This window comes from Enterococcus sp. 3C7_DIV0644 (assembly GCF_002141235.1).
In the GTDB taxonomy this organism is placed as follows: Bacteria; Bacillota; Bacilli; order Lactobacillales; family Enterococcaceae; genus Enterococcus_D; species Enterococcus_D entomosocium.
The window spans coordinates 3,037,888-3,064,448 of the sequence record NZ_NGLK01000001.1; the positions used below are offsets into that span (position 1 = coordinate 3,037,888).

Here is a 26,561-nt window from a genome sequence, read left to right on the forward strand (position 1 = left end):
AACGGGAATGTGAGTTCCTCAACGGGAACCGGTGTGATAAAATAAGGAAAGGCTGCCCTGGATGAGAGGGATGCTGTGAAAGAGAGGAACGAGCATGAAAACGATACTTGTATTTATCATTATCTTTTCCGTGGTGGTAGTGATTCACGAATTTGGACACTACTTCTTTGCAAAACGGGCAGGTATTTTAGTAAGAGAGTTTGCCATCGGTATGGGGCCTAAATTGTTCGCGCATCAAGCGAAAGATGGGACGACCTACACGATTCGGATGCTGCCATTAGGCGGGTATGTCCAAATGGCAGGCTGGGGCGAAGATGAGACTGAATTAACGCCTGGCATGCCAGTCTCCTTGGTTCAAGATGCAACTGGCAAAGTCATCAAAATCAATACAAGCAAAAAGATCCAATTGCAGCAAGCGATCCCCATGGAAGTGACCGACTTTGACTTGGAGGAGAAGTTGACGATCACTGGCTTCATCAACGGCAATGAACAAGAAGCGGTTACGTACGCTGTGGATCATGACGCAACGATCATTCATGAAGATGGCGTTGAAGTTCGGATCGCACCAAAAGACGTTCAATTCCAGTCTGCAAAGCTGTGGCAACGAATGCTGACGAATTTTGCAGGACCGATGAATAACTTTATTTTATCCTTGGTTTTATTCACTGGGTTGGTGTTTGCGCAAGGTGGTGTCGCGAATCAAGATGCAACCGTCGTGACAGGAATCGAAGCAGGAACCCCGGCAGCTGAAGCCGGGCTGCAAAATGGCGACGAAATCCTAGCAGTTGAAGGCGTCGATGTTTCCAACTGGTCAGAATTGACGACAGAGATCCAAAAGTACCCAGCTACTAAGATTACTCTAGAAGTCAAACGAGGAGCGGAAACACTTGATTTGACAGCAACTCCTGCGAGTCAAGAATCAGGGGAGACCACGATCGGTTTCTTAGGGATCACGGCTTCGTTAAAAACTGGGATCGGAGACATCTTACTGGGTGGCTTACAAACGACCATTGACAATTCGCTGGTTATTTTTAGAGCAGTCGGCAACTTGATCGCCCAACCAGATATCAATAAATTGGGCGGACCGGTAGCGATTTTCCAACTGTCTTCTCAAGCCGCATCGCAAGGTGTCACAACGGTGATCGCCATGATGGCGATGATTTCCATCAATTTGGGGATCTTTAATTTATTGCCGATTCCTGGATTAGATGGTGGGAAACTGGTTTTAAATATTTTAGAAGGTGTGCGAGGCAAGCCAATCAGTCAAGAAAAAGAAGGCATCATTACCCTGATTGGGTTTGGGTTTTTGATGCTGCTGATGGTTCTCGTTACCTGGAATGATATCCAACGTTTCTTCTTTTAAAAATAAGACGCACAAGCAAATCAATTGTTGATCGGGTGAACATGATTTTTTGTAGCAAAGGAGAAAAAAATGAAACAGTCAAAATGTTTGATTCCGACATTGAGGGAAACCCCCAGCGATGCGGAGACGTTAAGTCATCAACTGTTAGTTAGGGCAGGGTATATTCGACAAGTGGCGGCAGGCATCTATGTCTACTTGCCATTAGCTCAAAGGGTGTTAGAAAAGATCAAACGGGTCATTCGTGAGGAGCTGGCAGAAATCGATGCTGTGGAGATGGCGATGCCTTCTTTGCTTCCGTATGAACCATGGAAGGAGTCTGGACGGGCCTCATTGTATGGTGAGTCTTTGTATCGGTTGACAGATCGAAACGAACGAGAGATCGTTTTAGGGCCCACTCACGAAGAGCCGTTCACGACATTGATCAAAAACGAGATCACGTCTTATAAGCGGCTGCCTTTGAGCTTATATCAGATCCAAACGAAATATCGGGACGAACAGCGGCCGCGTTTTGGATTGATTCGCAGCCGTGAATTTATCATGCAAGATGGCTATTCTTTTCACGCCGATGAAGCCAGCTTAGATCAAACCTATAATCGCTACGAAATGGCTTACCATGCCATATTGAAACGCTGTGGGATCGAGTATCGGGCAGTGGTCGGGGATAATGGCTTGATGGGTGGCCGAGATTCAAAAGAGTTTTTGGCATTGTCTGGAATCGGCGAAGAGCTGATCTGTTATTCGACTGAAAGCGACTATGTCGCCAATTGGAAACTAGCAACTAGTCAGTATATCGCTAAAAAATCTCATGAGACCTACTTAGAGTTACAAAAAGTCGTTCATAAAGAATCATTATCGTTAGAGGAACTGGCGAAAACACACGATACGGATTTGCAAAAAATCGTTCAAGTATTTTTGCTGCTCGTTGACGAGCAAGTCATTATGGTATTGCTTCGAGGTGATCACAGTCTCAATGAAACAAAAATCAAGCATTTTTTAGCGGCTGATCAAGTGAAGGTTCTGACTGCTGAAGAAGCCGAGTCCTATCTGACCAGTGACACACAACTTCGCAGCCCCATTGAGCTTGCTGATTCGATCCAATTGTATGCGGATCAGCATGTCCAAGATATGGCGAATCTGATCGTCCCAGCGGCAGAAAAACAGAGCTATTTTCTCAATGCAAATGTAGGCCGTGATTTTCAACCACTAGCCTTTGCCGATTTTCGCTTGGTTCAAGAAGGCGATACTTCCCCAGATGGAAAAGGAACCTTAACCTTTACGCGAGGAATCGAAGTTGGGCATATCTTCAAGTTAGGAACCAAGTACAGCGAGGCCCAAGAAGCGACGGTTGTCGATGAAAATGGCGATGAACAACCAATCATCATGGGCTGTTATGGTCTGGGCGTTTCTCGGCTGCTTTCAACAATCGTCGAACAATACGGCAATGAGTTTGGGATCGATTGGCCCCAAGAAATTGCCCCATTTGATGTGCATATCATCCAAACGTCGATTGAAGATAGCTATCAAAATGCCTTAAGTGAAGAAGTAGAAGAAATGATGAACCAAGTCGGCTATCAAGTATTGGTGGATGACCGCAATGAACGTGCAGGGGTCAAATTTGCAGATGCCGATTTGATTGGTTGTCCGATTCGCTTGACCATCGGTAAAAAAGCCGTAGAAGGCATCGTGGAGATCAAAATCAAGCATACTGGCGCAACCGTTGAAGTGAGGAAAGAAGAAGTCGCTTCGACCTTGACGATTTTATTAGCCAACCAAGAATAAATCGGAACAAATGGTAGATCGAGAGAGGAATTCCTTTCTCGATTTTTTAATGAAAGTGAAGACAAAAAGAGGTATACTAGTGAGTACTGAGAAAAGGAGGATCTTCAATTGTCAAAAGAAAGAGAGACCTTTGAGATATTATTAGACCAAATTGCAGCTGCCCCAAATCTTCGGCAGCATCCGTTGATGCAGACTGCCCAAATCAGACAAGTAACCGTGCATCGACAATCAAAAGCGTGGACGTTTTATTTCCAATTTGAACGTTTATTACCGGTGATGGTGTATCAATCCTTTAAACAACACATTGAACTAGCGTTTAAAGAGATCGCGGAAGTTCGCATTGTCATTGAAGCTCAAGATGGTTCCTTCGATGAGCAGTTCATTCAAGAATACTGGCCATTAGCGTTAGCCAATCAAAATTGTGATCGGCCGTTAGTTCATCAAGTGATTAAAAATCAAATGCCTATGATTCAAGAGAACAAAGTGATTTTACCCGTCAACAATGATGCGGTCATCACGATTTTGCAGCAACAGTACTTACCGATCATTGAGGAAAATTATGGGACTTTCGGGTTTCAAAAATTTCGGATCTTGCCGCAGCTAGACAAAGAACAGGCTGAGGCAGCCTTGAAAGAACTTGAAGCACGAAAAGAAGAACAAACGGCAGCCTTCCAATTGCAAGCCGCTGAGAACTTAATGGCCCACGAGCAACGCAAAAAAGAAGTCAAAACAGTCGAATTTGACGGACCAATTGCCTTGGGACGTAATATTCCTGCCGATGAACCTGTGACACCGATGATCAATATCATTGAGGAAGAACGCAGAGTTACGATCCAAGGGTATGTCTTTGATAAAGAAGTTCGAGAATTGCGTTCAAAACGGAAGATTTTGATTTTGAAAATCACCGACTATACGTCGTCGTTTAGTGTGAAAAAATTCTCCAATAATGAAAAAGATGAACAAGTCTTTGATGCCATTGCTAAAGGTAGTTGGGTCAAAGTGCGTGGTAGTGTTCAAGAAGATACTTTTATGCGAGATCTCGTTATGAATGCGCAAGATTTGCTGGAAGTCAAACACGAGGCCCGCAAAGATTATGCACCTGAAGGCGAAAAACGGGTCGAACTTCACCTGCATTCTAATATGAGTACGATGGATGCAACCAACAATGTGGCAGACTTTGTCGCTCAAGCTGGCAAGTGGGGCCATAAGGCGATTGCGATCACCGATCATGGTGGCGCACAAGGGTTTCCTGATGCCCATCACGCCGGAGAAAAAGCCGGGGTAAAAATTCTTTACGGTGTGGAAGCCAATATCGTGGATGACGGGGTAGCGGTTGCCTATAATCCGAAGCCTGTCCCACTGACTGATGCCACTTATATCGTGTTTGACGTGGAGACCACCGGATTGTCTGCAGTGTACGACACCATCATTGAATTGGCCGCTGTGCGGATGCATAAAGGCAACGTGGAAGGCTCCTTTGATGAATTCATCGATCCTGGCCATCCTTTATCACGAACGACCGTAGAATTGACGGGGATCACCGATGAAATGGTTCGGGGGTCAAAATCGGAAGAAGAAGTCTTACGTTTGTTCCGTGAGTTTTCTGAAGGAGCCATTCTAGTTGCCCACAATGCGTCATTTGATATGGGCTTCTTAAATACAAGTTATCGAAAATACGGTATTCCAGAAGCAGAAAATCCCGTCATTGATACATTGGAACTCGCTCGTTATTTGTATCCAGAGTTTAAGCGATTCGGTTTAGGTGTCCTTTCCAAAAAATTCGGCGTTAGTTTGGAGCAACATCACCGAGCGATCTACGATGCCGAGGCAACCGGTCATTTAGCGTGGATCTTTGTCAAAGAAGCAATGGAAAAACATGACATGCTGCTGCACGAAGATTTGAACCGACACGTTGGGGGCGAGAACTCCTATAAAGCAGCTCGGCCTTTCCATGCCACGATCTTAGCCCGAACACAGGCGGGATTGAAGAATTTATTCAAGCTGATCTCGATGTCGAATGTGAAGTACTTCCATGATAAAGTCCCGCGGATCCCGCGCTCAGAATTGGTGAAATTGCGGGAAGGATTGTTAGTCGGAACCGCTTGTGATAAAGGGGAAGTCTTTGTCGCAATGATGCAAAAAGGGGTCGATGCAGCGCGGGAACTTGCTAAGTTTTATGACTATATCGAAGTCATGCCCAAAGCAGTTTATGCCCATCTCCTAGAAACGGAGCTCGTGAAAAGCGAAAAAGACCTAGAAGACATTATTCGGAATTTGATCCAAATGGGTGAAGAGTTAGGGAAAATCGTTGTTGCTACTGGGAATGCCCACTACCTGAACGAAGAAGATGCCATTTATCGTAAGGTCTTGATCAATTCAATGGGGGGCGCCAATCCCTTGAATCGACATAGTTTACCGGATGTACACTTCCGAACAACCGATGAGATGCTGACCGCTTTTCAGTTTTTAGGACCGGAAGTAGCGAAAGAAATTGTGGTGACGAACCCAAATAAAATCGCTGATCTCTGTGAAAAAGTCATTCCGGTAAAAGATGATCTGTATACACCAAAGATTCCCGGATCTGAACAAGAGATCACCGACTTGAGTTACAACCGTGCCAAAGAGCTATACGGTGATCCATTACCAGAAATTGTGGAAAAACGTTTGAAAAAAGAGCTTGATTCGATCATTGGGAATGGGTTTTCCGTGATCTATTTGATCTCACAAAAACTGGTTCATAAAAGCAATCAAGACGGCTACTTAGTAGGGTCACGGGGATCAGTCGGTTCTAGTTTCGTAGCAACGATGACTGGGATCACTGAGGTCAATCCATTAGCCCCTCATTATTATTGTCCCGATTGCCAGTATTCTGAGTTTTACGAAGACGGCTCGTATGGTTCTGGTTATGATATGCCAGAGAAAAAATGTCCAAAATGCGGCACACGTCTGAACAAAGATGGCCATGATATTCCTTTTGAAACCTTCCTTGGTTTCCATGGCGATAAAGTCCCCGATATCGATTTGAACTTCTCTGGGGAATATCAGCCAGAGGCCCATAACTATACGAAAGTGCTCTTCGGCGAAGAATATGTCTATCGTGCCGGAACGATCGGTACAGTAGCCGATAAAACAGCCTTCGGTTTCGTAAAAGGCTTTGAGCGCGATCATAATCTCCATTATCGAGCAGCTGAAGTCGATCGATTGGCTAAGGGTGCAACTGGCGTCAAACGGACAACTGGTCAGCATCCGGGGGGAATCATCGTTATTCCAGACTATATGGATGTCTATGATTTCACGCCGATTCAATACCCAGCAGATGATCAAAATTCAGAATGGAAAACGACCCACTTTGATTTCCATTCCATTCATGACAATATTTTAAAACTGGATATCCTGGGACACGATGACCCAACGGTGATTCGGATGCTGCAGGATTTATCAGGAATCGATCCTAAAACGATCCCCACGGATGATCCGGAAGTGATGCGTATTTTTGGTGGTACGGACGTGCTAGGTGTGACTGAAGAGCAGATCTACTCCAAAACAGGTACATTAGGCATCCCAGAATTTGGGACCCGATTTGTGCGGGGGATGTTGGATCAAACCCATCCATCGACGTTTGCAGAGCTCTTGCAGATCTCTGGTCTTTCCCATGGTACCGATGTATGGTTGGGTAATGCCGAAGAACTGATTCGTCGCGGAGATGCCAGTCTAGCAGAAGTAATCGGCTGTCGGGATGATATCATGGTGTACTTGATCCATGCTGGCTTAGATGACGGGATGGCCTTTAAAATCATGGAGACGGTTCGTAAAGGGCAATGGAACAAGATCCCTGACGACTTGCGGGACACTTACTTGCAAGCGATGCGGGAGAACAATGTCCCTGAATGGTATATCGATTCTTGTTCGAAGATCAAGTACATGTTCCCGAAAGCCCATGCGGCGGCGTATGTTTTGATGGCGTTGCGGGTGGCTTACTTTAAAGTGTACTTCCCAATTCTCTATTACTGTGCTTATTTCTCTGTCCGGGCGGATGATTTTGATTTGATTGCCATGTCAAAAGGAAAAGACGCCGTAAAAGAACGGATGCAAGAAATCACTGACAAAGGATTGGATGCGTCAACGAAAGAAAAGAATCTGTTAACCGTTCTGGAGTTAGCCAATGAAATGTTAGAGCGCGGTTATGAATTTGGGATGATCGATCTGTATAAATCGGATGCGGAAAACTTCGTGATCGACGGAAAAAAATTGATCGCACCATTTCGAGCAGTGCCGAGTTTGGGACTAAACGTAGCGAAACAAATCGTGGAAGCACGGAAAAATGGTCCTTTCTTATCGAAAGAAGATCTCGCCAATCGCGGGAAAGTTTCTAAGACTTTGATTGAATACATGACGGATAACGGTGTTCTAAAAGATTTACCTGATGAAAATCAGTTGTCGTTGTTTGATATGTTGTAAACCACCGGCTGTTCACTTAAGATAAAAAAAAGCACATCATGCAGAAACTAGCTATACTAGCCATTATGATGATGTGCTTTTTTGTCTTGTTTGTGAAATCGATCTAAGCAGCCACAATCCGACGAAAATCAGAAAGATCGTGGTCTATTGTGGGAAATCATAGGGGCCAGCCTTGGTAGCGAATCAATCGAACCTTTACCATACAAAGAGGAGAAAAATACTCGTTACCGAAAGAAGCGAATGCCTTTGGTAACGAGTATTTTTCGACAAAGTTCGTTAAATAGCTAAAAAAAGAAAAAAAGCAAAACAGGCAAATACACCATGTACAGTAAGACGGAATAGCCTAAACATGAAGTTGCAAACTCTTCATCCCCTTGGTAGTTTCGTACAAGGATCGGGACAGAGTTTTGGACGGGCATAGAGGCTTGAATAATAAACACAGAAAGCATCAATTCAGGAACAGGGATGATTCTGCTTAACAGCCACACAACGAGGGGCGAAAGAACGAAACGACCAAACAAGACACCGACAATGTCTTTCGTCATTCGCAAATTTTTGAGTCCCCCAAAGTAGACGATGATTCCGATAATAAACATTGATAAGGGTGTCGTCAAATCTGCTAGATAGCTTCCAAGGCCATCAACAAATGAGGGCAGCGGTAAGGTGAATAGCATCCAGATCAAACCGATGATGAAACCAATCAAGGCTGGTGAAAAAATCTTTTTTAGCATGACCAATGGATGAAAGGAAATCCGGGCTTCACCAAAATCAGGATTGTCTTTTGCTAACTCAAAAATACCGATGGTCCAAAATAATGTCGTATTTACAATATAGTACAACAACACATAAGGAACAGCTTTTTCACCAAAAATAGCTAAATTGATCGGTAAGCCGATGAAGATCGTATTGGAAAAGGTAAACATGGCGGAAAATGCGCCTTGGTGTTTGGCTTCAACTTGCGCGAAACGTCGCCATAAATAACCAGCGAAGTAAGTGATCATCATGGAAAGTAATGGGATGATCATCCCCGAAACCAATGAAAGAAATTCATCTTTCGTAAAGTTTTTAATAATCGTTAAAAACATATTGGCTGGTAATGAGACATTTAATACCAATTTTGAAAACGTATCGGCGGTTCGATTAGAAAACCATTGTTTGTAAGACAACCAATAACCGATAAACATGAGACTGAAAATGACAAAAATATTGATATATGCTTGAAACATGTGCTCACCTCTCATTTACTATAGCGAAAGGCAGAAGAAGAAGCAACTGATTCCCATTTGAAAACAACAAAAAACCAAACCACTCATTGAGCGATTTGGTCAAGAATTACTAACGTTGCTGCTTGCCTGCGTTACGACCTTTTCCACTAGGCTTTGTCGTGTTCAACGCTTTTTTGACAGCTTCTGTTTTTTCAGGAGTTACATCTTTGCGAGGCGTAACCACCGTTTTTGGCGGATTGGCTTTCATTTCTGCTTCGACTTGGGCACGAATTTTTGGTTTCATGATGACATTCGTGATAAATGTTTGGATACAACTGAAGACCCCACCGACTACCCAATAAAGTGTCACACCAGCTGGTGCACTCATTGACATGAAAACGATCATCAATGGAGAAACGATCAACATGGTTTTCATCGTTTTTTTCTGTTCTTCCGGAATCCCAATGGTTGAGATGTATCCTTGTGCCAGGTAGGAAATACCAGCAATCGCCACAAAGAGGATGCTTGGGTCACCTAATGATACGCCAAAGAACTCAGAGTTTTGGATTCCTTGTGTGTAACGGGCGGTGAAGTAGAGGGCAGAGAAGATCGGCATCTGAATCAGTAAAGGCAAACAACCGATACCGCCAAACATACTGACGTTGTTTTCAGAATAGATTTTTTGCATCTCCGCTTGCGCTTGCATTTGTTCTTCCCGAGTGGTTGCTTTCTTCAAATTGGCTTGCGCAATATCCACTTGAGGTTTCAGAAACTGCATTTTTTCACTTTGAATCATCGTTTTTCGAGACTGATGGATCCCTAATGGTAAGATAATGACGCGGACAACGATCGTTACGGCGATGATCGCCCAGCCGTAAGACCAGTTGAAGTTTTCAACGAGCATCGTGATCATATCACCTAAAGGTTTCACCAAAAAGCGATAAATCATTCCTGTTTCTTTCGGCGTACCATCAGCATTGGTACTGACACAGCCTGATAATGCTAATAACAGGCCAAATAATCCTGATGAAAGCAGCCATTTATTCATTTTAGACATTCTATTCTTCCTCTTCACAATAAATTTAGACAAAAATAACTATACTAAAAAAGACCGACTATTTCAATGTACAAAGAGAAATTCATTGAAAAATCAATCTTTCGACTTAGAAAACATTCAATTATCAATAATAGACTACGTCAAAGCTAGTACGTTCTTTAATGGTATCATCTGGTTGGATGTCGATTTGGTTCACTTTTCCAGCGGGAGAAGGAGAATCTTTCACTCCGGCAACAAAGGCATCGATGATTTTTTCATCTCCCATCGCTTCAATCGAAACAGAACCATCTGCCTCATTTTTTACAGATCCTGTGACCCCTAACTGATCGGCAAGCATTTTCGTGGTATAACGAAAGCCGACACCTTGGACACGCCCTTGAACATGGATTCGTAGTTTCTTCATGGACAATCCCTCCTCTGCTTATAATGATAGCGTTTTTTCAGTAAAAGAACAAGTTAGATCGATTGACTCATGCTATAATAAATTGAGGTGACCACATGAAAGAAATTCAATCGAAAAAAAATACCTTTATCAAGGAAATCAAAAAACTAACACAAAAAAAACACCGTACACAGACCAATACGTATTTGATCGATGGCTGGCATTTAGTGCAAGAAGCGCTGCAGGCCAAAGTACCTATCAAAGCGTTGTTGGTGACACCGCGAGGGTTAAGCGAAGCCAACGGGCAGCTCGATGATTATCAGGAAGAAAGCTATTTGATCACAGAGGAGATCGCAGCGATGCTTTCTGATTTACCAACACCACAAGGAATTTTTGCCGTGGTGGAAAAGCAAGAGCAAAACTTACAGACACTGACGGGTAATTGGTTGATTTTAGATAATGTGCAAGATCCCGGGAACGTTGGTACCATGATTCGAACAGCGGATGCTGCTGGATTTAGCGGGGTGTTTCTCGGCGAAGGAACAGCAGATCTTTACAGCACAAAAGTCTTGCGCAGCATGCAAGGAAGCAACTATCATTTACCGATTTTAGAAGGAGCGATCCCGCCATTTCTAAAGCAGCTACGCTCAGCTGGCGTGACGATTTATGGCACCGAATTAAATAAAGAAGCCGTTCCTTATACCGAGCTTCCTAAAGAACAAACAGCTGCCTTCATTTTAGGTAACGAGGGACAAGGGGTTCACCCAGAACTGTTGGCTTTGACTGACAAAAATGTGTATATTCCCATCTATGGTCAGGCGGAATCATTGAACGTCGCCATTGCAGCCGGAATTTTGATGTATTTTTCTGTCAGTTAGATTTTTAAGGAACTGTTAAACTATTTGAATCTATTGCACCTCACCTAGAATCTTCGATGAATAGGTGCTATACTTTGTCTTGTAACAATCAAGCAGATCAAAAAAAGGTGGCAGACAAAAATTTATGACAGAAAAATGGCAAGAAGATAGCGAATATATGTCTTACGTGGCTGACCTGTTAGAAACAGAAGCTGTAAAAAAATTAGCCAACTTTGTGCAGCATATGAACTCCACACGTTTGGAACATTCGATCAGCGTCTCTTATTATAGTTACAAATTGGCCAAGAAATGGGGCGGCGATGCTCGTGCAACAGCTCGTGCAGGACTCCTTCATGATTTATTCTACTATGACTGGCGTACCACAAAGTTTGATGAAGGTACCCATGCGTATATGCATCCACGAATTGCAGTAAAAAATGCTGAAAAAATCACTGAACTAAGTGATCTAGAAAAAGATATCATCTTGAAACATATGTGGGGAGCAACGATTGCGCCGCCACGTTATAAAGAAAGCTATATTGTCACAATGGTTGACAAATATTGTGCGATCAAAGAAGCATCAGAACCACTTACAGAAAGTATGAAAGAAAAATGGCAACAACGTTTCTGGAAGAAACATCGTACGATTCAATAAGAAAAAAGTTCTTCGAACCAGCCGGTTCAAAGAACTTTTTTTGTTTGCTTAGCCAAAAATAAGTTGGAGGATCGCTGCGCCTACATAAAGGATCAGTAAGGTGATCAATACCATTAAGTGTCGTCTTTTGTGCATAAAAAGGATCGCTACGAATTCTCGTAAGAAGGCATTTGGTAAATAGTAAAAGGCGGTGGGTGCTCCGATACCATCCGCTTTAAGTTGTGCTTGATCTGCATAGAGACCGGCACGAAAAATATGGTAATTGTTGGAGGAAAAAATAACTTTGTAGCCATTTGGCTTTAAGGAATCCATGATTTCTTTCGAAAACTTCATGTTTTCATAAGTAGTCGTGGAATTTGTTTCTACTAAAATCTCTCCTTCGGGCACTCCTTGCGCAACTGCATATTCTTTCATCGCGACAGCTTCTGGCAGCTTTTCATCGCTTCCTTGGCCGCCTGACATCAGTAACCGAGGAGCGGTTTTTTTCGCTTTAAATTGCGCTTCGTAGAACGAGATTGCTTTATTGATACGCTTGGCCAATAAAGGGGAGACCGTGGTGCCATTCAAAAGACCTGCTCCTAAGACGATGATAAAATCTTGATTGTAACGAGGATGATTGAACTGATAAATGACTGAAATCGATAAAAAGTTCAAAAAGACCACAAATAGATACATCAGACTTAGGGGAACAACGCCGAATAAGGTTCGGATCCAATCCGGGAAAAAGTGCAAAAGGGTATCTGAAAATAATAAAACGGTCAAAATCATTGCTAAGATCAGGGTCAATAGATTGGCGATTGATCGCGACTCTCTTCGTAAAACAATAATGGAATTCCAGTAAAGAAAGACCACGAGAATGGCTAAGCCGAATAATAATACAGCAAAGAAGATCGCTAGCAAAACAGCCAATAGACCACCTACAAGAATATCTTGTGTTCGGTATAGATTAATGACTAGGTAGCCACCAAATGCTAAGACAAACAAATTAAAGAGCAAGCCATTTACGAGTCGGTGCTTGTTGCGCCGATAAGAAAATAAAAAAAGGCCGGCGAAGGCAACTGGTATTAGAATAAAGAAACTGCCTGTCCGTAATTCTGAGACGGCTAAATAAATCAGCAGGGCTAAAATCGTCCAACAGCACTCAAAAAAGAAAATATCTGGCTCATCTTTATTCTTGCGCCACTTTTGAACGACGATCACACCCGTCAAATAGCTGATGGCAAAAATCAGCAATTGCGTAAAATCCATGTTTTTCACTCCTTTAACGATACACCTAGTATACCGAAAAATGACAAAAATTGCTTGTTGCTAAGGTCAAAGTTGCTGAATTTCTTGCAATTCGCTAAAATGAAGAAAAGAAGGAGGAAGGAACATGCAATTAGGTGAAGTGATTCGCGTTGAACGGCCCGCTTTTTATGTGATCGGAAAAGAAGGCAAGGGATTAGCGGAAGAAGGAGCTTCTTGGGTACCAGCGCTATGGGAACTTGCAACAAAGGATTTTGAAGAGATCGAATTTCTAGTGAGCGATCAAAAGGCAGAAGAACTGGAATTTTGGGGCTTAATGAGTGATGGCACTAATTGGTTAGAGCCTTGGCAAGAAACCGGCCGTTATTTGGCAGGCGTTCAAGTCCATACAGAAAATTTTCCTCCCGTCGGTTGGGTCCGTTGGGAAATGCCCGCAATGACCTATCTCGTTGTAAAAACGGATGAAAAAAACTTGACCATGATGACTGAAAAAATGTTGATCGAAGTTTTACCAGAAAATAACGTCCACTTGTCAGCAGCGATCCAAGAAAGATATCTTCCTCATTTTAAAGAAGGGGAAGTTGAATTGTTTTTCCCTGTTGAGCCTTTGGCAGCAGCAACGGTGGAAACGGTAGAATAAAAAAAATCTGTCCGAGAAGCAATCTTTGCTCAGGACAGATTTTTTCTTTGGTTTGGATTAAAAAAGATTCTCGAAAAAGGTAGACACACCGCGCCAAGCACGAACAAAGATGTTGGCTTTTTCTACCGTTTGTGTTGTGACCAATCCTGCAGTTTCGTCATGATCAGAAGCATCAATATAACCAAGCGTATCAGCTGGAATCGAAGCACTTACAGTACCGACTTCTGTGCCCTCAGTCAATGGCGCTTGCAGGGCAGAATCACGATAATGCTCATTAAAGTCAATGGTTGTTTCAAAGGCTGTTGCATCCATATCTCCACGTACCCATAAGGTCAAACCTTGATTTAAGGCAACGGGAACACTCAATTCTTTCCCATCTTTGACTGACACCGTCTGTGTATCTTCTAACTGTGCATTTTCTGGTAGAATTTCTACTTGTTCCCAAGCATCGAAGGAGTAGTCCATCAACCGACCTGTTTCGATAAAACGTACGCTTGGATTTTCCGCATGACCATTGACGTTTAGCACGACGGTGATAATTCGTTGACCATCCTTGACGGCGGTTCCGACAAAGCAGGCGCCTGCCATATCTGTCGTACCAGTCTTAAGACCGTCAACCCCATCTTTAGTATTCGTAAAGCCTGGAAGCATCCAGTTCCAATTGACCATCTCGACAGGCGAATAGGAACCTTCGCCAAATTGTTTGGTGGAAAGACTTGTTACTTCTAAAACGTCTGGAAAGTCTTGCAGCAAATGGCGAGCAATCAGGGCGACATCTTTTGCGGATAGTTCGTTTTCGTCAGTGGAAGTTGACCCGGGATAGATATTGTCCCCTAAATAAGTATTGTTCAAGCCAGAAGCATTAACGATCTTTGCATCGGTAATGCCCCATGATTGCACTTTTTCTTGCATTTGATCAACAAAGGCACTTTCAGACCCAGCAATCAGCTCCGCGAGCGCTACGATTGCAGCATTTGCAGATTGGATATAACTGGCATCATACAAATCTTTTACTGTATAGGTAACGTCTTGATGCAAAGGGACATTCGATAAGTTTGGCGACACGCTGAGATTCGCGGCATAATCTGAAATAGGGACAGGATCATCCCAAGCGATGGTTCCTTGCTCTACTTGCTCAGCTACAAGGTAGAGACTGATGATCTTGGTGATGGAGGCGATGCCCATGGCGGTCTCACCATCTTGATCATACAACACTTTGCCTGTGTCAAAATCAATGGAGTAAGCGGCTTTTGCATCGACTGAAAAATCTTGGATCTCTTCGGCGCTCATAGCTGTATCATCAGCATACGAAACGACGGGTAAGCCGGCAGCAGCAAAGAGGATTGCCAAAGCAGCAACGATGGAATACCCGAACTTGGTTATTTTCTGCATATATGTAGTAGCTCCTTTAAAGTTGTATCTAAGCAAAAATTTTAACAAAGAGTATCCACCGTTGCAATACTCTAAGAGAAAACTTAGCATTTAATTGCGTAAGACCGATCCCTCAGTAGACAAACTGAGACGTTACGTGACTAAGGTTGTTTACTGTAAATAATAGCTAACAAAAAAAATTACCTTCCTATAAAATAGAAGGCAAGTTTTTGTGAATTGACCTAGGGTCAAACTGATTCACTTAGCGACGATTGGAATGGATTCTCGGGTTTTGGTTTTGGACTCTGACGGGAACTTTCACCGCCTTCGTTTCTTGTTGCATAGCCAATTTTGCTAAAAAGAATGTCCCAGCTAACAATGCAGCTAAAGCAAAGATGGAAAAGAGTGAAATAAAGGTCGTTAACATAAAAATCCCTTCTTTCTATTTAAAATAAATGTGGAAGGTAGGAATCGAACCTACACCTTAATCTATGAACGATCAAACATCACTCAACGGAACACCTTGTTCAACCACTTGTTAAGTTAATGATAGCATGGATTGCCAAGAAATGCTGATAAAAAGTCTGAGAATTGACCGAAGAAAATGTGAAGAAAACATGAACTTGTCTTTCTCAGCGATTTTAGATGATTTTTGTCAAAGAATAGTGGCAATCTTCTGCTTCATCATATAAAGTAATGACGGAGCCTTTTTGTTCAAGAACTAAATGATAGCCAAATGTGTCCAGTAAAACTAACCGCATCGGAGTCAATTCAACGATGGAAGCAGTCAAAGGCTTGCCTTCGATGGTCAACGAATAATCATTGGCTATTTCTATCGTGACATCTTCTTTTGTCTTGGAAGTAAAACGCCAATTACCAATGAAATTCTGGCGATTCTCATTTTTTTGTTTTTCTTTTCGCAACAGCAAGGAGCTGACCACGCCCGTTGCAAGAGATAAACCAATCAAAATAGACCTTTTCTTCATTTATACACGTCCTATCATTTACGATTCATCAAGTTGTGCCTTGTGGACAGGTGTCCACTTTTTCGCACTAGAAAATAATTGCCATAAGTATACCATGAGAAGGTAAAAAAGCATGGTACTTTAGTTTGAAGTTTAGAAGTTTTTATCAAAATATGCTATGATTCAAAAGAGCAGGTGAAAAAATGAATTATCCGAATACCCTTTTAGCCACGTTTCTCGTGCGAGACAACCGGTTCATTGCCCGATGTCTCGTTGACGGTCAAGAAGTAATCGTCCATGTAAAAAATACCGGACGAGGAAAAGAGCTCTTGCACAAAGGTGCGCTTGTTACCCTGCAATATTGGGACAATCCGAAACGCAAAACCAATTACGACTTGATCTCAGTCAAGAAACAAGACCAATGGATCAACATCGATAGTCAAGTACCGAATCGTTTAGGCTATGAAGGCCTCTTGGATGGCACGATCCAGTTGCCAAATATCAAAGGGAGAATCGCGCTTTTGCGAAGGGAAGTTGTCTATGGGACATCAAAATTCGACCTTTATTTTGAAACAGATGAACAAGAAAAAGGCTTTTTAGAAATCAAGGGAATGACCCTTGAAAACAAGCAAGTCGGTGCTTTTCCAGATGCACCAACCATTCGTGGCTTGAAACACGTCAATGAATTGATCCATGCCAAAGAAGCTGGCTATTATGCGGCGGTTTTGTTTATGATCCAATTTGAAGCGGTGCAAATCGCCACGATCCATCGACAGATGCAACCGGATCTGGCCACTAAAATCGCTGAAGCGCAAAGCAAGGGTGTCGAAGTGTTTGCCTATAATTGCCAAGTAAACCAAGGGATGATCACGGTCAAAGAACCAATCCCTTTTGATTTGAATGTCGTCTTTGACGACCCTAATCTATAGAAGAAAGAAGGAAAAAACATGATTCATTTAGGGATTATCGGCACAAATTGGATCACCGATCAATTTGTACAAGCAGCCCACGAAACCAAACGCTATCAATTGGTTGCCGTATACTCAAGAAAGTTAGCAACGGCACAACGTTTTGGAGAAAAATATGGGGATATCGAGTATGCGACCGATCTGGACACTTTTTTTGGCTTAGCTCATATGGACACGGTCTACATCGCGTCTCCGAATAGTTTGCACTTTGAACAAGCCAAGCAAGGTATTTTAGCAGGAAAAAATGTCATTGTGGAGAAGCCAGCCTTTTCAACGCCTGAGGAAATGGCGGAGATCATCGAATTGGCAAATCAGCAACAGGTATTATTCTTTGAAGCAGCTCGCAACATCCATGAAGCAAGTTTTTCTACTGTAGCCGAATTCTTACCGACACGCGGTGCCATTCTTGGGGCGAACTTTTCTTATATGAAATATTCGTCTCGTTATGACGCTGTACTAGCTGGGGAGGAACCAAATATTTTTTCTCCACATTTTTCTGGCGGTGCCTTAGCAGATTTGGGCGTCTATCCGATTTATGCGGCGGTCGCTTGGTTTGGCAAACCGCAAGATGTTCATTATTTTGCCCGTAAATTACCGACTGGTGTAGATGGTATCGGGACTGCAGTGTTGCGCTATGCTGACTTTGATGTCACAATCCAAACAGGAAAAATCGCTGATTCAGAGTTGCGTTCAGAAATCTATTTTGAAGACGGTACATTAGACCTAAATGCCGTCAATGCCATCGAAGAAGCCGCATTTTATGAGCGAAAAACAAAACAAACCCAGGCATTAGCAGTAAGTTCTTTAGAAAACCCGATGATCGAAGAAGCACAAGACTTTGCAGACATCATCGAAAACAAAAATGATCCCCAACAAGGACAACGGTATGAGGAATGGGTGGAACTTGCTCGCAGTGTCAATGAAACCATCGCTCTTATGCGTAAACAAGCAGGCATCATTTTTGATGCAGATAAAAAATAAGGAATGGAACATTTATGACAGTATTTGAATTGACACAATTGCCAGACATCTGGCAGGAAAAATGGCAGGCGGCAGGGTATCACGCACCGTCCTTGATCCAAGAGAAAACCTTTGGCCCTTTAAAAGATGGTGAGTCTGTCATTGGAGTATCACCGACCGGTTCTGGTAAAACTTTGGCGTACCTCTTGCCACTGTTAACAAAAGTCGAGGCAAAGCAAGGCAATCAGTTGCTGATTTTGACTTCTTCACAAGAATTAGCGATGCAAGTCACAGAAGTGGCCCGGGAATGGGCCCAAGCCATTGGTTTGACCGTTCTGCCGCTAATTGGTGGCGCAAGTACAAAACGCCAAGTGGAAAAACTGAAAGACAAGCCCGAGGTCTTGATTGGCACCCCAGGCCGAGTGTTAGAATTGATCAAAGCAAAAAAAATCAAGACCCAGCAGTTGCAATCGTTGGTATTAGATGAGGTTGACCAATTATTGAAAGAAGGGGCCTTCACACTGGCTGCCAAGATCAATCAAACATTGCCAAAACAAATCCAGCGTAGTTTCTTTTCAGCAACCGCTAACGAAGTGATTGATGAGATTCGACCATTGGTGACAAAAGAGCCGCTGATCATTGATGTTACCCAAGAAGATCAGAGCAAAGGCGTGATCCATCACTACTATTTAAATTATCCGCAACGACGAATCGTGGATGCTTTAAGGCGCTTTGCTCATTTACCAAGCTTTCAAGCCTTAGTTTTCTTCAATGAATTAAGCGCGATGGGAAATGCAGAAGAAAAACTGCTGTTTCACGGCTTGCCGGTGGCATCATTAGCATCTGACCAAAACAAACTTGCCCGAAAAGGCGCACTGGAGAGCTTCCGTCAAGGAAAACTAGTAGAATTATTGACGACCGATGTCGCCTCTCGCGGCTTAGATGTGGTGGATTTGCCTTATGTCATCAATACGGAAGTCCCGTTAGAAAAAGAATCCTATCTGCACCGGGCAGGACGTGTTGGACGAATGGGCAAAGAAGGAACCGTCGTCACGATCGTTCAAGATCATTCGTTGAAGGATTTGAAAAAAATCGCGAATCAATTGTCCATAGAACTCAAGGAAGTCTATCTGCATGGGGGACAATTACACACAGAAGCACCTGTTATCGAAAAGGAAAGCAAGAAAGAAACGAAAACAGTAAGTGTGCAGAAAATTTCCAAGAAAACATCTGAAAAATTACACACTCCTGTTAAAAAGACCAAGAAAAAGACGAAAAAGCAAAAAGACAAAGGAAAAAGACGCCATTGAGCGTCTTTTTGTGTTACCATTAACGTTGTTTATTATTAGTGTGTAAAAAAATGAGGAGGCTATCGAATGAATTCGCGAAAAGAAGAGATTTTTCAAACGATCGAACTGCATAAGCAAGGGTTGACCGCAGTTGACGTCGCTAAAATCTTACAAATCGATCGCAGCAATGCAAGCCGTTATCTCAGTGAGCTTTATAAAGAAAAGAAAATCGGCAAACGTTCCGGCCGTCCGGTCGTTTATGAGCCATTAGAAGAAACGGTGCATGTGGATGTTTCCTCTGAAGTGAGTTTTGAAAGTCTTGTTGGGGTTCAAGCTTCTTTAAAAGTAAGTATCCAGCAAGCCAAAGCAGCAATTTTATATCCGCCTAGAGGACTCCATACCATTATTTTTGGAGAGACAGGTACCGGTAAATCCCTATTTGCCGAATGTATGTATCACTTTGCGGTTGAATCAAATATGTTAGAAAAAGATGCTCCTTTCGTATCGTTTAATTGTGCGGATTATGCACAAAATCCGCAGTTGTTGTTTGGTCACATCTTTGGCATCAAAAAAGGGGCCTACACAGGTGCTGCAGAAGATAGTCCAGGACTTATGGCAAAAGCCGATGGCGGCATATTGTTCTTGGATGAGATCCATCGACTGCCGCCAGAAGGCCAAGAAATGCTCTTTACCTTCATTGACAAAGGGATCTACCGCCCATTAGGGGAAAGCAACCAAGTTCATGAAGCCGCCGTGCAGATCATTGGTGCCACCACTGAATCATCAGAAACCTTTTTGACGACCTTCAATCGGCGAATTCCCATGGCTATTACTTTGCCAAATGTGGAAAGTCGTTCGCTAGATGAACGGTATGAAATCATTTCCTTGTTTATCAAGCAAGAGGCGACCCGTCTAAATCAGCGGATCGATGTCGAGCGAGATGCGATATTGGCCTTTATGCTCTATGATGCAGAAGGCAACATCGGTCAAATCAAGCGCGACCTGAAACTCGTCTGTGCGAAGGCATTCTTACATTATCGGACCTATGGGAAAAAACACCTCCTGATTCGAAAAGGCGATTGCTCACTGCAAGTTCAAAAAGGGCTGTTGAAGATCAAAGAAATGTCAGAACGCTTGGATCGGTTTTTAGATGGCAAAGGCGACTTTCTGAGTTTCGAACCCGGCGACCCAGATGTTGTCTGGTCTCGTGATCCGCAACGGAATATGCAGGTGTACAATGAGATCGAAGAAAAAGTCAGCACACTGATTGAAACCGGTGTAGCCAATGTTGATTTAGAAAACTTGATCTCTAAGGATGTGGATGCCTACTTTGAAAAATATGTCGAAGAATTGATCCAAAACCCTGTTCATAAAGAGTTGATTCCAGAAGACATTTGGAAACTGACCAATGTTCTTTATGACTTGGCAGGTCAGAGGTTAGATCGAACTTATAGTGAAAAAGCCCGTTTTGCCTTTGCGTTGCATTTGCAAAGTACGCTGGAACGTGTTAAAGAGGGACATATGATCGTTCATCCGGATTTGAACACGATTAGAAAAAACTTAAAATCCGAATTTCAAGTGGCAATGGATTTATCGACGATCATTGAAGAGGAACGTCATGTCGAGATCCCATTTGATGAAATCGGCTTTATCAGTATGTTTTTAGCGATTCAAGTCAAACAGCCTTCGCCATTGCCCCTTGAAAAAATCGAGATCATTGTCTTGATGCATGGCAAGGCAACTGCCAGCAGTATGCTGGAGACAGCCCAAGAGCTGCTGGAGACCGACCATGGCAAGGCAATGAATATGTCTTTGGATATGGAAGTCGGGCAAATGTATGACCAGCTGTTGAATTATATCAATGAAAACAAAGAGAAGATGAGCAATGGCTTATTGCTTTTAACCGATATGGGCTCCCTCAATTCATTTGCGAATTTGATTTCCGAAGAGACGGGGATTCGTACGAAAGCTATTTCGATGGTCAGCACGATGATTGTTTTAGAAGCTTTGCGGATGGCAGAGAGTGGGCGCAGTTTAGAAGATATCTATCAAAACATTCAGCGTTCTTTTGAAACCATCGTACAAGAACAGTTCCGTACGGTTCGTGAAGCAAAAGGAAATAAAAAGGCAGTCATCGTTACTTGCTTTACTGGGGAAGGTGTCGCTGCCAAACTTTATCAACGAATTTATCCCGTCGTCGATCAATCAAAAGTCGAGATCATCCAAATGCAATTTATTGAAAAAGAAACCTTCAAAAAACATATTGACGGCTTGCTAGAAGAATATGAGATCAAAGCTATTGCCGGCACCGTCGAGATCGATTATCAAAACATTCCGTTTTTCTCCGCCTATGATGTTTTTGATGACAATCGCTTGAATGTGCTAAAACGAATCGCTTCAGATGAAGTGCCGATCGAAAAGATCGTGCGTTCATTGGAAAATACGATAACTCATGTTGGGTCCGTCTATCATCTGATCGAAAGCCTGCAACGAATCGTTCATCAGATTCAAAATCAATTGCATGTGATTGTAGAACCAACCGTCGATGCAGGATTAGTCATTCATTTAGCCTTTTTGGTAGAAAGTTTATTGAAGAAGGAGCCTTCCCGTACTTTCGTCAACTTAGCTACTTTCCAAAAACGGTACCGAATTGAAATGGATGTTTTACGAACCCATTTATTACAAATTGAAAAAAATTATCAAATCAAATTTTCTGAAGAGGAGATCGCCTATTTAACCCAAATGTTTTTAGAAAACAAAATCAAAAATTATGATGAATCCGCACACAATTTTAGTGTGTAATGAAAAAACTGCGAGTGTGTAAACGAGAAATTGGTTCAGACCATTGATAAATAAAGGTCTGAACTTATTTTTTTTTGGCACGCTTTTTGCTTTATAGTAAAGTGTAACTTACAACAGAAAGGAGCAGATGCGCGATGGCGAAAAAAACGATTATGCTGGTTTGTTCAGCAGGAATGAGTACCAGTCTATTGGTGACAAAAATGCAAAAAGCAGCCGAAGCTAAAGGAATGGAAGCAGATATCTTTGCTGTTTCAGCTTCAGAAGCCGACCAACATTTGGAGTCAAAACCAGTCGATGTTCTATTGTTAGGACCACAAGTGCGTTTCATGAAATCACAATTTGAACAAAAATTAGCACCAAAAGGCATTCCTTTGGACGTGATCAACATGGCAGACTATGGCATGATGAACGGCGAAAAAGTATTGCAACAAGCAGAAACATTAATGAACTAAGATTTTTTAGGATCGAAGTGTAAGGAGGATTTTTAAAGATGGATGAGCAAAATTTGGAAGCCATTATGGGATTGATCATGTATGGTGGTAATGCAAAAAGTGACGCAATGGAAGCAATCGCAGCAGCAAAAGAAGGGAACTTCGAATTAGCTGACCAAAAAATCAAAGATGCTGAAGCATCTCTTGTGGAAGCGCATCATTCGCAAACAGGATTGTTGACACAAGAAGCGCAAGGCAATCATATGACCGTGACATTGTTGACCGTGCATTCACAAGATCACCTAATGACATCAATCGCATTTACCGATTTAGCGAAAGAAATCATTGATGTCTATCGACGTCTAAATAACGAATAATCTTTGAACGGATAGAAGTAGTTATTGTCGATGAATCAAAAAATCTTCTTTGACGAATAGAACTTATAGGAGGAATTAAGAATGGATGGATTAACAAGTTGGATGGAGAGACACATTCTCCCGGTTGCAGCTAAGATTGGTGCGCAAAAGCATTTGGTTGCCTTGCGGGATGCTTTTATCGGAATGATGCCAGCAACGATGGCTGGGGCAATTGCAGTATTATTGAACGCCTTCATGCGTGATTTTCCAAACACTTATCTTGGTGCGGACAATGCAATCACGAAATTTTTCACGCCAGTGATCGCAGTCAATGGTTTAGTTTGGACAGGTACCTTAGCAATTATGGCGGTTATCTTCTCAGCTTCATTCGGTTATAATTTAGCGAAGGCTTACAATGTTGATGCACTATCAGGTGCGCTGGTCTCTTTAGCAGCATTTATTATGGGTATTCCACAATCTGCTTCTCTTTCTTTAGCGTTAGAAGAAGCACTACCAGCAAACGTGGTAGACATGATCAACAGTACAAGTGCTACATCAGGATTTGCAGCAGATGGTTCAACGATCAGCGCTGCAGGCTGGGGCTACTTCCCATTTAGCGCCTATATGGGTGGCTCTGGATTGTTCACGGCAATCATCTTTGGTTTCGTTTCAGTTATTATCTTTGCAAAATTGATGCAAAAAAATATTATTATCAAAATGCCAGATTCAGTGCCACCAGCAGTTTCCCGTGCCTTTGCAGCGATTATCCCTGGGATTGCCGGACTATATGCTTCAGGTTTGATTTACTATCTATTTGAACGCTTTGTCGGTATGCCGATAATTGACTGGATCTCCGAATCGATCCAAAAACCATTATTGGGTCTCTCTCAAGGGTACTTTGCCGTATTTATCATTGTTTTACTTGTCCATGTCTTGTGGTTCTTTGGATTACATGGAACAAATATCATGGGACCTGTTCTACAATCGATCTACGGTGTGGCAATGGTTGAAAATACTAATGCTTATCAATTAGGGGAAGCTGTTCCTTATAAATGGGTAGCAGGTTCATTCGAAGCATTTGTTTGGCCTGGTGGAGCAGGTGTGACTTTAATGCTCTTGATCGCAATCTTGCTATTCTCTAAACGTGCCGACTATAAGACAGTTGGTAAACTAGGGATTGGACCTGGGTTGTTCAATATCAATGAACCAGTAATGTTTGGTCTACCAATCGTGTTAAACCCATTGTTTATCATTCCATTTATTGTTGCACCGTTAGTTACAGCAACGATTGCTTACTTTGCAACAACTTTAGGGTTAGTTGCACCAGTTGTGGTAAATGTGATTTGGGTAATGCCAACGATCCTAAGCGGCTTCTTAGCTACCGGTGGAGACTGGCGTGCGATCATCTTGACAATTATTAATTTGGCTGTAGCTTTATTGATCTGGGCACCATTTATTATTGCTGCCAACAAAATCAATCCAGCAGACCAAGAGAACTAATCAAATAAACTAGATGGGTGGCTTCACCCATCTAGCTATCTTTTTTAGGAGGAGAAAAAATGATTATTGTAAATTCCGCGATGCAACAAGACAACATCAAAGCATTACTTGAGTCTCTGACAGAAGGTGAGATCAAGTATACCTTTAAAGAAAAAAAAGGGATTCAGTTGATTTTTGAAACAACGGCAGAAGACAAAGAAAAAGCAGCGAAACTTGCCAAAGACGCAATCAAAAATACTGATTGGGGTCGAGTACTATACTTTAACGTCGTTAGTCAATAGTGAGGTGATATCATGTTTAAAAATGGATTGTTTTTTATAAGCATCGGTAGTATGTTATTTATATACAGCGCTAACGCGCAGTCAGGTGAATACCACTGGGTGAATCTCATCACGTCAGTCATTCTAATGGCTATTGGAGGAATCATGGCTTCAATTGGACACAAACGCAACAAGAAAGACAAGGAGGCGCAAGATGGAAATCACTAAAAAAATGAATGTACCCGCTGACTTTTTATATAAAACGATCATCGATTCCGTTTTACATGATATTAAACAAGCGACAGATCAAACACTTACTGAAGAGCAATTAGAAGGCTATAGTTATCTAAAACAATTTTATAAAGATAGCAATGCCACCATAACGATTGAAACAGTCAAGAAGAATCAAGCCTATGCGTTCCAAACAGCGACGAAAAAAAATACCTTCCGTGTACACTATCAAATTGAAGCGATAGATGACGCGCATTGCACCTTGCACTATGAAGAGAAAATGACTTCTGAAGGCATGATTCAGCAATTGAATGACATGCTCTTAGGCACGATTCTAGGATATTTCAAACGCAAGCAGTTTAAAAAAATGTTGAGTATGATGGAAGAAGCATATTAAGGGGTCGACTGACGCCTTTTTTGCGTTTCTTGCGTGTTTTTAAGTAGAGGAGATGAAGGAATGACAGATGTCAAAAAAATGACCGAATTCGGTTCGCAAGAAGTACTGGACTTGGTTTCCTATGCCTTTCAGTGGGAATTGAATGAAACAAATATCAAGCGCTATCGCAAGCTTGCGGAAAATTCTTGGAATTATGGTTCCTACGATGGGGATGGAAAATTAGCGAGCCAAATCATGGCAACGATTTTTGATGTGAATTTTCATGGAACGACCTATCCAATGGCAGGGATCGGTTTTGTGGCTTCGTATCCAGAGTATCGCAGCCAAGGTCGGATCGATCGGATCATGAAACAAATCATTAAAGATTGCTATGAACAAAAAATCGTTCTTTCCTATCTGGCACCTTTCTCCTTTGCGTTTTATCGCAGATATGGTTATGAGTACACTTTTGAACGGACGGTTTATGAAGTTGATGCGCATCAATGGCCCGATGGCAAGAAAGTGAATGGAACGATTCAACGCATGGATTGGGAGGAAGCACAGCCGATCATTCACGAGATTTATCATCAATTGCCGCGCCATCAAAAAGGCGGGCTGATTCGCCAACCCTGGTGGGAAGAAATCAAGTTTGTTTTGCGCCGACCGTATACGTTTGCGATTTATCGCAATGAAGCAGGGGTCCCTGAAGGCTACTTGATTTACTTTATCGCTGGGGGACGTTTCGATATTCAAGAGTGGGGCTATTTGACTGCGAATGCTTACCAAGGATTTAATCGGTTTATCGTCTCCCATGCAGATTCAGTAGCACAGATTAACTATCGACCAGGGTTTGATGGGGAAGTCCTACAAGCAAACGCGGCCAAACCATTGTCTCACTACCAAGTGCGCCCGGACATGATGGCGCGCGTCATCGATGTGGAAGGGTTTCTAAAAAGTTATCCATTTACGATGAAAAAAGCTGGTCGTTTTGCCATAGAAATTCAAGGGGATGAATATGCCCCATGGAATAATGGGTGTTATGAAGTGACAATCGAAAACGCTCAGCATCAGGTCACGAAAACGATGGCCACCAAGCTGCCAAAAGCAACCTTGTCGATTCAGCGTTTTGTGCAGCTGTTCATGCAGGCACAATCCCTCGATTCTCTGGTCTTTTTCCAGCAAATGGAAACGGAGAAGGAAGCTGCAGTGATGATTCAGGAAAACTTACCAGACGGAAAGCCGATTCTGGAAGATTATTTCTAAGCAAATCGAGGCAGAGGTATTTACTTTCCAACAAAAAAAGATTCCTTAAAAATAAGGAATCTTTTTCTTCAAAAAACGTTCCCTGCCGGAATCGAACCAGCAACTAATCCTTAGGAGGGACTTGTTATATCCATTTAACTAAGGGAAC

The 26,561-nt window shown here is 42.5% G+C and carries 23 protein-coding genes and 1 tRNA gene; 16 read left to right on the forward strand and 8 right to left on the reverse strand.

Annotation, left to right across the window (positions count from 1 at the left end; all coding sequences use genetic code 11):
• Positions 1-94 precede the first annotated feature (94 nt).
• From rseP to A5877_RS14365, 3 genes are all read left to right on the forward strand, one after another.
• The gene (gene rseP, locus A5877_RS14355) at positions 95-1,363 is read left to right on the forward strand and encodes an RIP metalloprotease RseP (RefSeq protein ID WP_086317010.1); all 1,269 of its coding nucleotides are present in this window, start codon (positions 95-97) and stop codon (positions 1,361-1,363) included.
• Between the two features lie 69 nt (positions 1,364-1,432).
• Positions 1,433-3,142 (forward strand): proline--tRNA ligase, encoded by a 1,710-nt coding sequence (locus tag A5877_RS14360; protein WP_086317012.1) that lies wholly within the window; start codon positions 1,433-1,435, stop codon positions 3,140-3,142.
• 108 nt (positions 3,143-3,250) lie between these two features.
• Positions 3,251-7,600 (forward strand): PolC-type DNA polymerase III, encoded by a 4,350-nt coding sequence (locus tag A5877_RS14365; protein WP_005236975.1) that lies wholly within the window; start codon positions 3,251-3,253, stop codon positions 7,598-7,600.
• Between the two features lie 284 nt (positions 7,601-7,884).
• On the opposite strand, the gene A5877_RS14370 is transcribed toward A5877_RS14365, so the two are convergent.
• The 3 genes from A5877_RS14370 to A5877_RS14380 form a co-directional block, all read right to left on the reverse strand.
• Positions 7,885-8,826, reverse strand: a complete 942-nt coding sequence (locus A5877_RS14370) for an AEC family transporter (protein ID WP_034872197.1) — start codon at positions 8,824-8,826, stop codon at positions 7,885-7,887.
• Positions 8,827-8,935: 109 nt separating this feature from the next.
• Entirely contained in the window at positions 8,936-9,862 is a 927-nt protein-coding gene (yidC, locus tag A5877_RS14375; protein ID WP_086299625.1) for a membrane protein insertase YidC, read from the reverse strand.
• A gap of 124 nt (positions 9,863-9,986) precedes the next feature.
• Positions 9,987-10,265 carry an acylphosphatase gene (locus tag A5877_RS14380; RefSeq protein WP_005236969.1) on the reverse strand — a complete coding sequence of 93 codons (279 nt, stop codon included), beginning with the start codon at positions 10,263-10,265 and terminating at the stop codon, positions 9,987-9,989.
• A gap of 95 nt (positions 10,266-10,360) precedes the next feature.
• Between A5877_RS14380 and A5877_RS14385 the strand changes: the two genes are divergently transcribed.
• Together A5877_RS14385 and A5877_RS14390 are read left to right on the forward strand one after the other, a co-directional pair.
• A complete protein-coding gene (locus tag A5877_RS14385) occupies positions 10,361-11,122 on the forward strand; it encodes an RNA methyltransferase (protein ID WP_005236967.1) in 762 nt (253 codons plus the stop codon).
• 124 nt (positions 11,123-11,246) lie between these two features.
• Positions 11,247-11,756, forward strand: a complete 510-nt coding sequence (locus A5877_RS14390; RefSeq protein ID WP_005236965.1) for an HD domain-containing protein — start codon at positions 11,247-11,249, stop codon at positions 11,754-11,756.
• Between the two features lie 48 nt (positions 11,757-11,804).
• Here the strand turns inward: A5877_RS14390 and A5877_RS14395 are convergent, their stop codons facing one another.
• The gene (locus A5877_RS14395; RefSeq protein ID WP_086317014.1) at positions 11,805-13,004 is read right to left on the reverse strand and encodes a YdcF family protein; all 1,200 of its coding nucleotides are present in this window, start codon (positions 13,002-13,004) and stop codon (positions 11,805-11,807) included.
• A gap of 124 nt (positions 13,005-13,128) precedes the next feature.
• Here A5877_RS14395 and A5877_RS14400 point away from each other — a divergent pair, with 124 nt between their 5' ends.
• Positions 13,129-13,641 (forward strand): GyrI-like domain-containing protein, encoded by a 513-nt coding sequence (locus tag A5877_RS14400; RefSeq protein WP_086317016.1) that lies wholly within the window; start codon positions 13,129-13,131, stop codon positions 13,639-13,641.
• Between the two features lie 57 nt (positions 13,642-13,698).
• On the opposite strand, the gene A5877_RS14405 is transcribed toward A5877_RS14400, so the two are convergent.
• The 3 genes from A5877_RS14405 to A5877_RS14410 all read right to left on the reverse strand — a co-directional run bounded on the left by A5877_RS14405 (position 13,699) and on the right by A5877_RS14410 (position 15,998).
• Positions 13,699-15,033 carry a serine hydrolase gene (locus tag A5877_RS14405; RefSeq protein ID WP_008381126.1) on the reverse strand — a complete coding sequence of 445 codons (1,335 nt, stop codon included), beginning with the start codon at positions 15,031-15,033 and terminating at the stop codon, positions 13,699-13,701.
• A gap of 241 nt (positions 15,034-15,274) precedes the next feature.
• The gene (locus A5877_RS17240) at positions 15,275-15,439 is read right to left on the reverse strand and encodes a hypothetical protein (protein WP_008381128.1); all 165 of its coding nucleotides are present in this window, start codon (positions 15,437-15,439) and stop codon (positions 15,275-15,277) included.
• Positions 15,440-15,653: 214 nt separating this feature from the next.
• Positions 15,654-15,998, reverse strand: coding sequence for a DUF4828 domain-containing protein (locus A5877_RS14410; RefSeq protein WP_008381130.1), 345 nt, complete (start codon positions 15,996-15,998; stop codon positions 15,654-15,656).
• A 182-nt stretch (positions 15,999-16,180) separates the two neighbouring features.
• On the opposite strand from A5877_RS14410, the gene sfsA reads away from it, so the two are divergent.
• The 10 genes from sfsA to eis all read left to right on the forward strand — a co-directional run bounded on the left by sfsA (position 16,181) and on the right by eis (position 26,413).
• Positions 16,181-16,906 (forward strand): DNA/RNA nuclease SfsA, encoded by a 726-nt coding sequence (gene sfsA / locus A5877_RS14415; RefSeq protein ID WP_016613175.1) that lies wholly within the window; start codon positions 16,181-16,183, stop codon positions 16,904-16,906.
• A gap of 18 nt (positions 16,907-16,924) precedes the next feature.
• A complete protein-coding gene (locus A5877_RS14420) occupies positions 16,925-17,926 on the forward strand; it encodes a Gfo/Idh/MocA family protein (protein ID WP_086317018.1) in 1,002 nt (333 codons plus the stop codon).
• 14 nt (positions 17,927-17,940) lie between these two features.
• Positions 17,941-19,215 (forward strand): DEAD/DEAH box helicase, encoded by a 1,275-nt coding sequence (locus A5877_RS14425; RefSeq protein WP_086317020.1) that lies wholly within the window; start codon positions 17,941-17,943, stop codon positions 19,213-19,215.
• 66 nt (positions 19,216-19,281) lie between these two features.
• The gene (locus A5877_RS14430) at positions 19,282-21,996 is read left to right on the forward strand and encodes a sigma 54-interacting transcriptional regulator (protein WP_086317022.1); all 2,715 of its coding nucleotides are present in this window, start codon (positions 19,282-19,284) and stop codon (positions 21,994-21,996) included.
• A 134-nt stretch (positions 21,997-22,130) separates the two neighbouring features.
• Complete coding sequence (locus tag A5877_RS14435) at positions 22,131-22,448, forward strand: PTS sugar transporter subunit IIB (RefSeq protein ID WP_005229471.1); 318 nt, start codon at positions 22,131-22,133, stop codon at positions 22,446-22,448.
• A 38-nt stretch (positions 22,449-22,486) separates the two neighbouring features.
• Positions 22,487-22,804 carry a PTS lactose/cellobiose transporter subunit IIA gene (locus A5877_RS14440; protein WP_005236949.1) on the forward strand — a complete coding sequence of 106 codons (318 nt, stop codon included), beginning with the start codon at positions 22,487-22,489 and terminating at the stop codon, positions 22,802-22,804.
• Positions 22,805-22,885: 81 nt separating this feature from the next.
• Positions 22,886-24,283 (forward strand): PTS sugar transporter subunit IIC, encoded by a 1,398-nt coding sequence (locus tag A5877_RS14445; protein WP_005236948.1) that lies wholly within the window; start codon positions 22,886-22,888, stop codon positions 24,281-24,283.
• A 59-nt stretch (positions 24,284-24,342) separates the two neighbouring features.
• Positions 24,343-24,564: a hypothetical protein gene (locus A5877_RS14450; protein WP_005236947.1), complete on the forward strand. Its 222-nt coding sequence runs from the start codon at positions 24,343-24,345 to the stop codon at positions 24,562-24,564.
• A gap of 193 nt (positions 24,565-24,757) precedes the next feature.
• Positions 24,758-25,171: a DUF3284 domain-containing protein gene (locus tag A5877_RS14460; protein ID WP_086317024.1), complete on the forward strand. Its 414-nt coding sequence runs from the start codon at positions 24,758-24,760 to the stop codon at positions 25,169-25,171.
• A 60-nt stretch (positions 25,172-25,231) separates the two neighbouring features.
• Positions 25,232-26,413 carry an enhanced intracellular survival protein Eis gene (gene eis, locus A5877_RS14465; RefSeq protein ID WP_086317026.1) on the forward strand — a complete coding sequence of 394 codons (1,182 nt, stop codon included), beginning with the start codon at positions 25,232-25,234 and terminating at the stop codon, positions 26,411-26,413.
• A 76-nt stretch (positions 26,414-26,489) separates the two neighbouring features.
• On the opposite strand, the gene A5877_RS14470 is transcribed toward eis, so the two are convergent.
• Positions 26,490-26,561 (reverse strand) — tRNA-Arg (locus A5877_RS14470).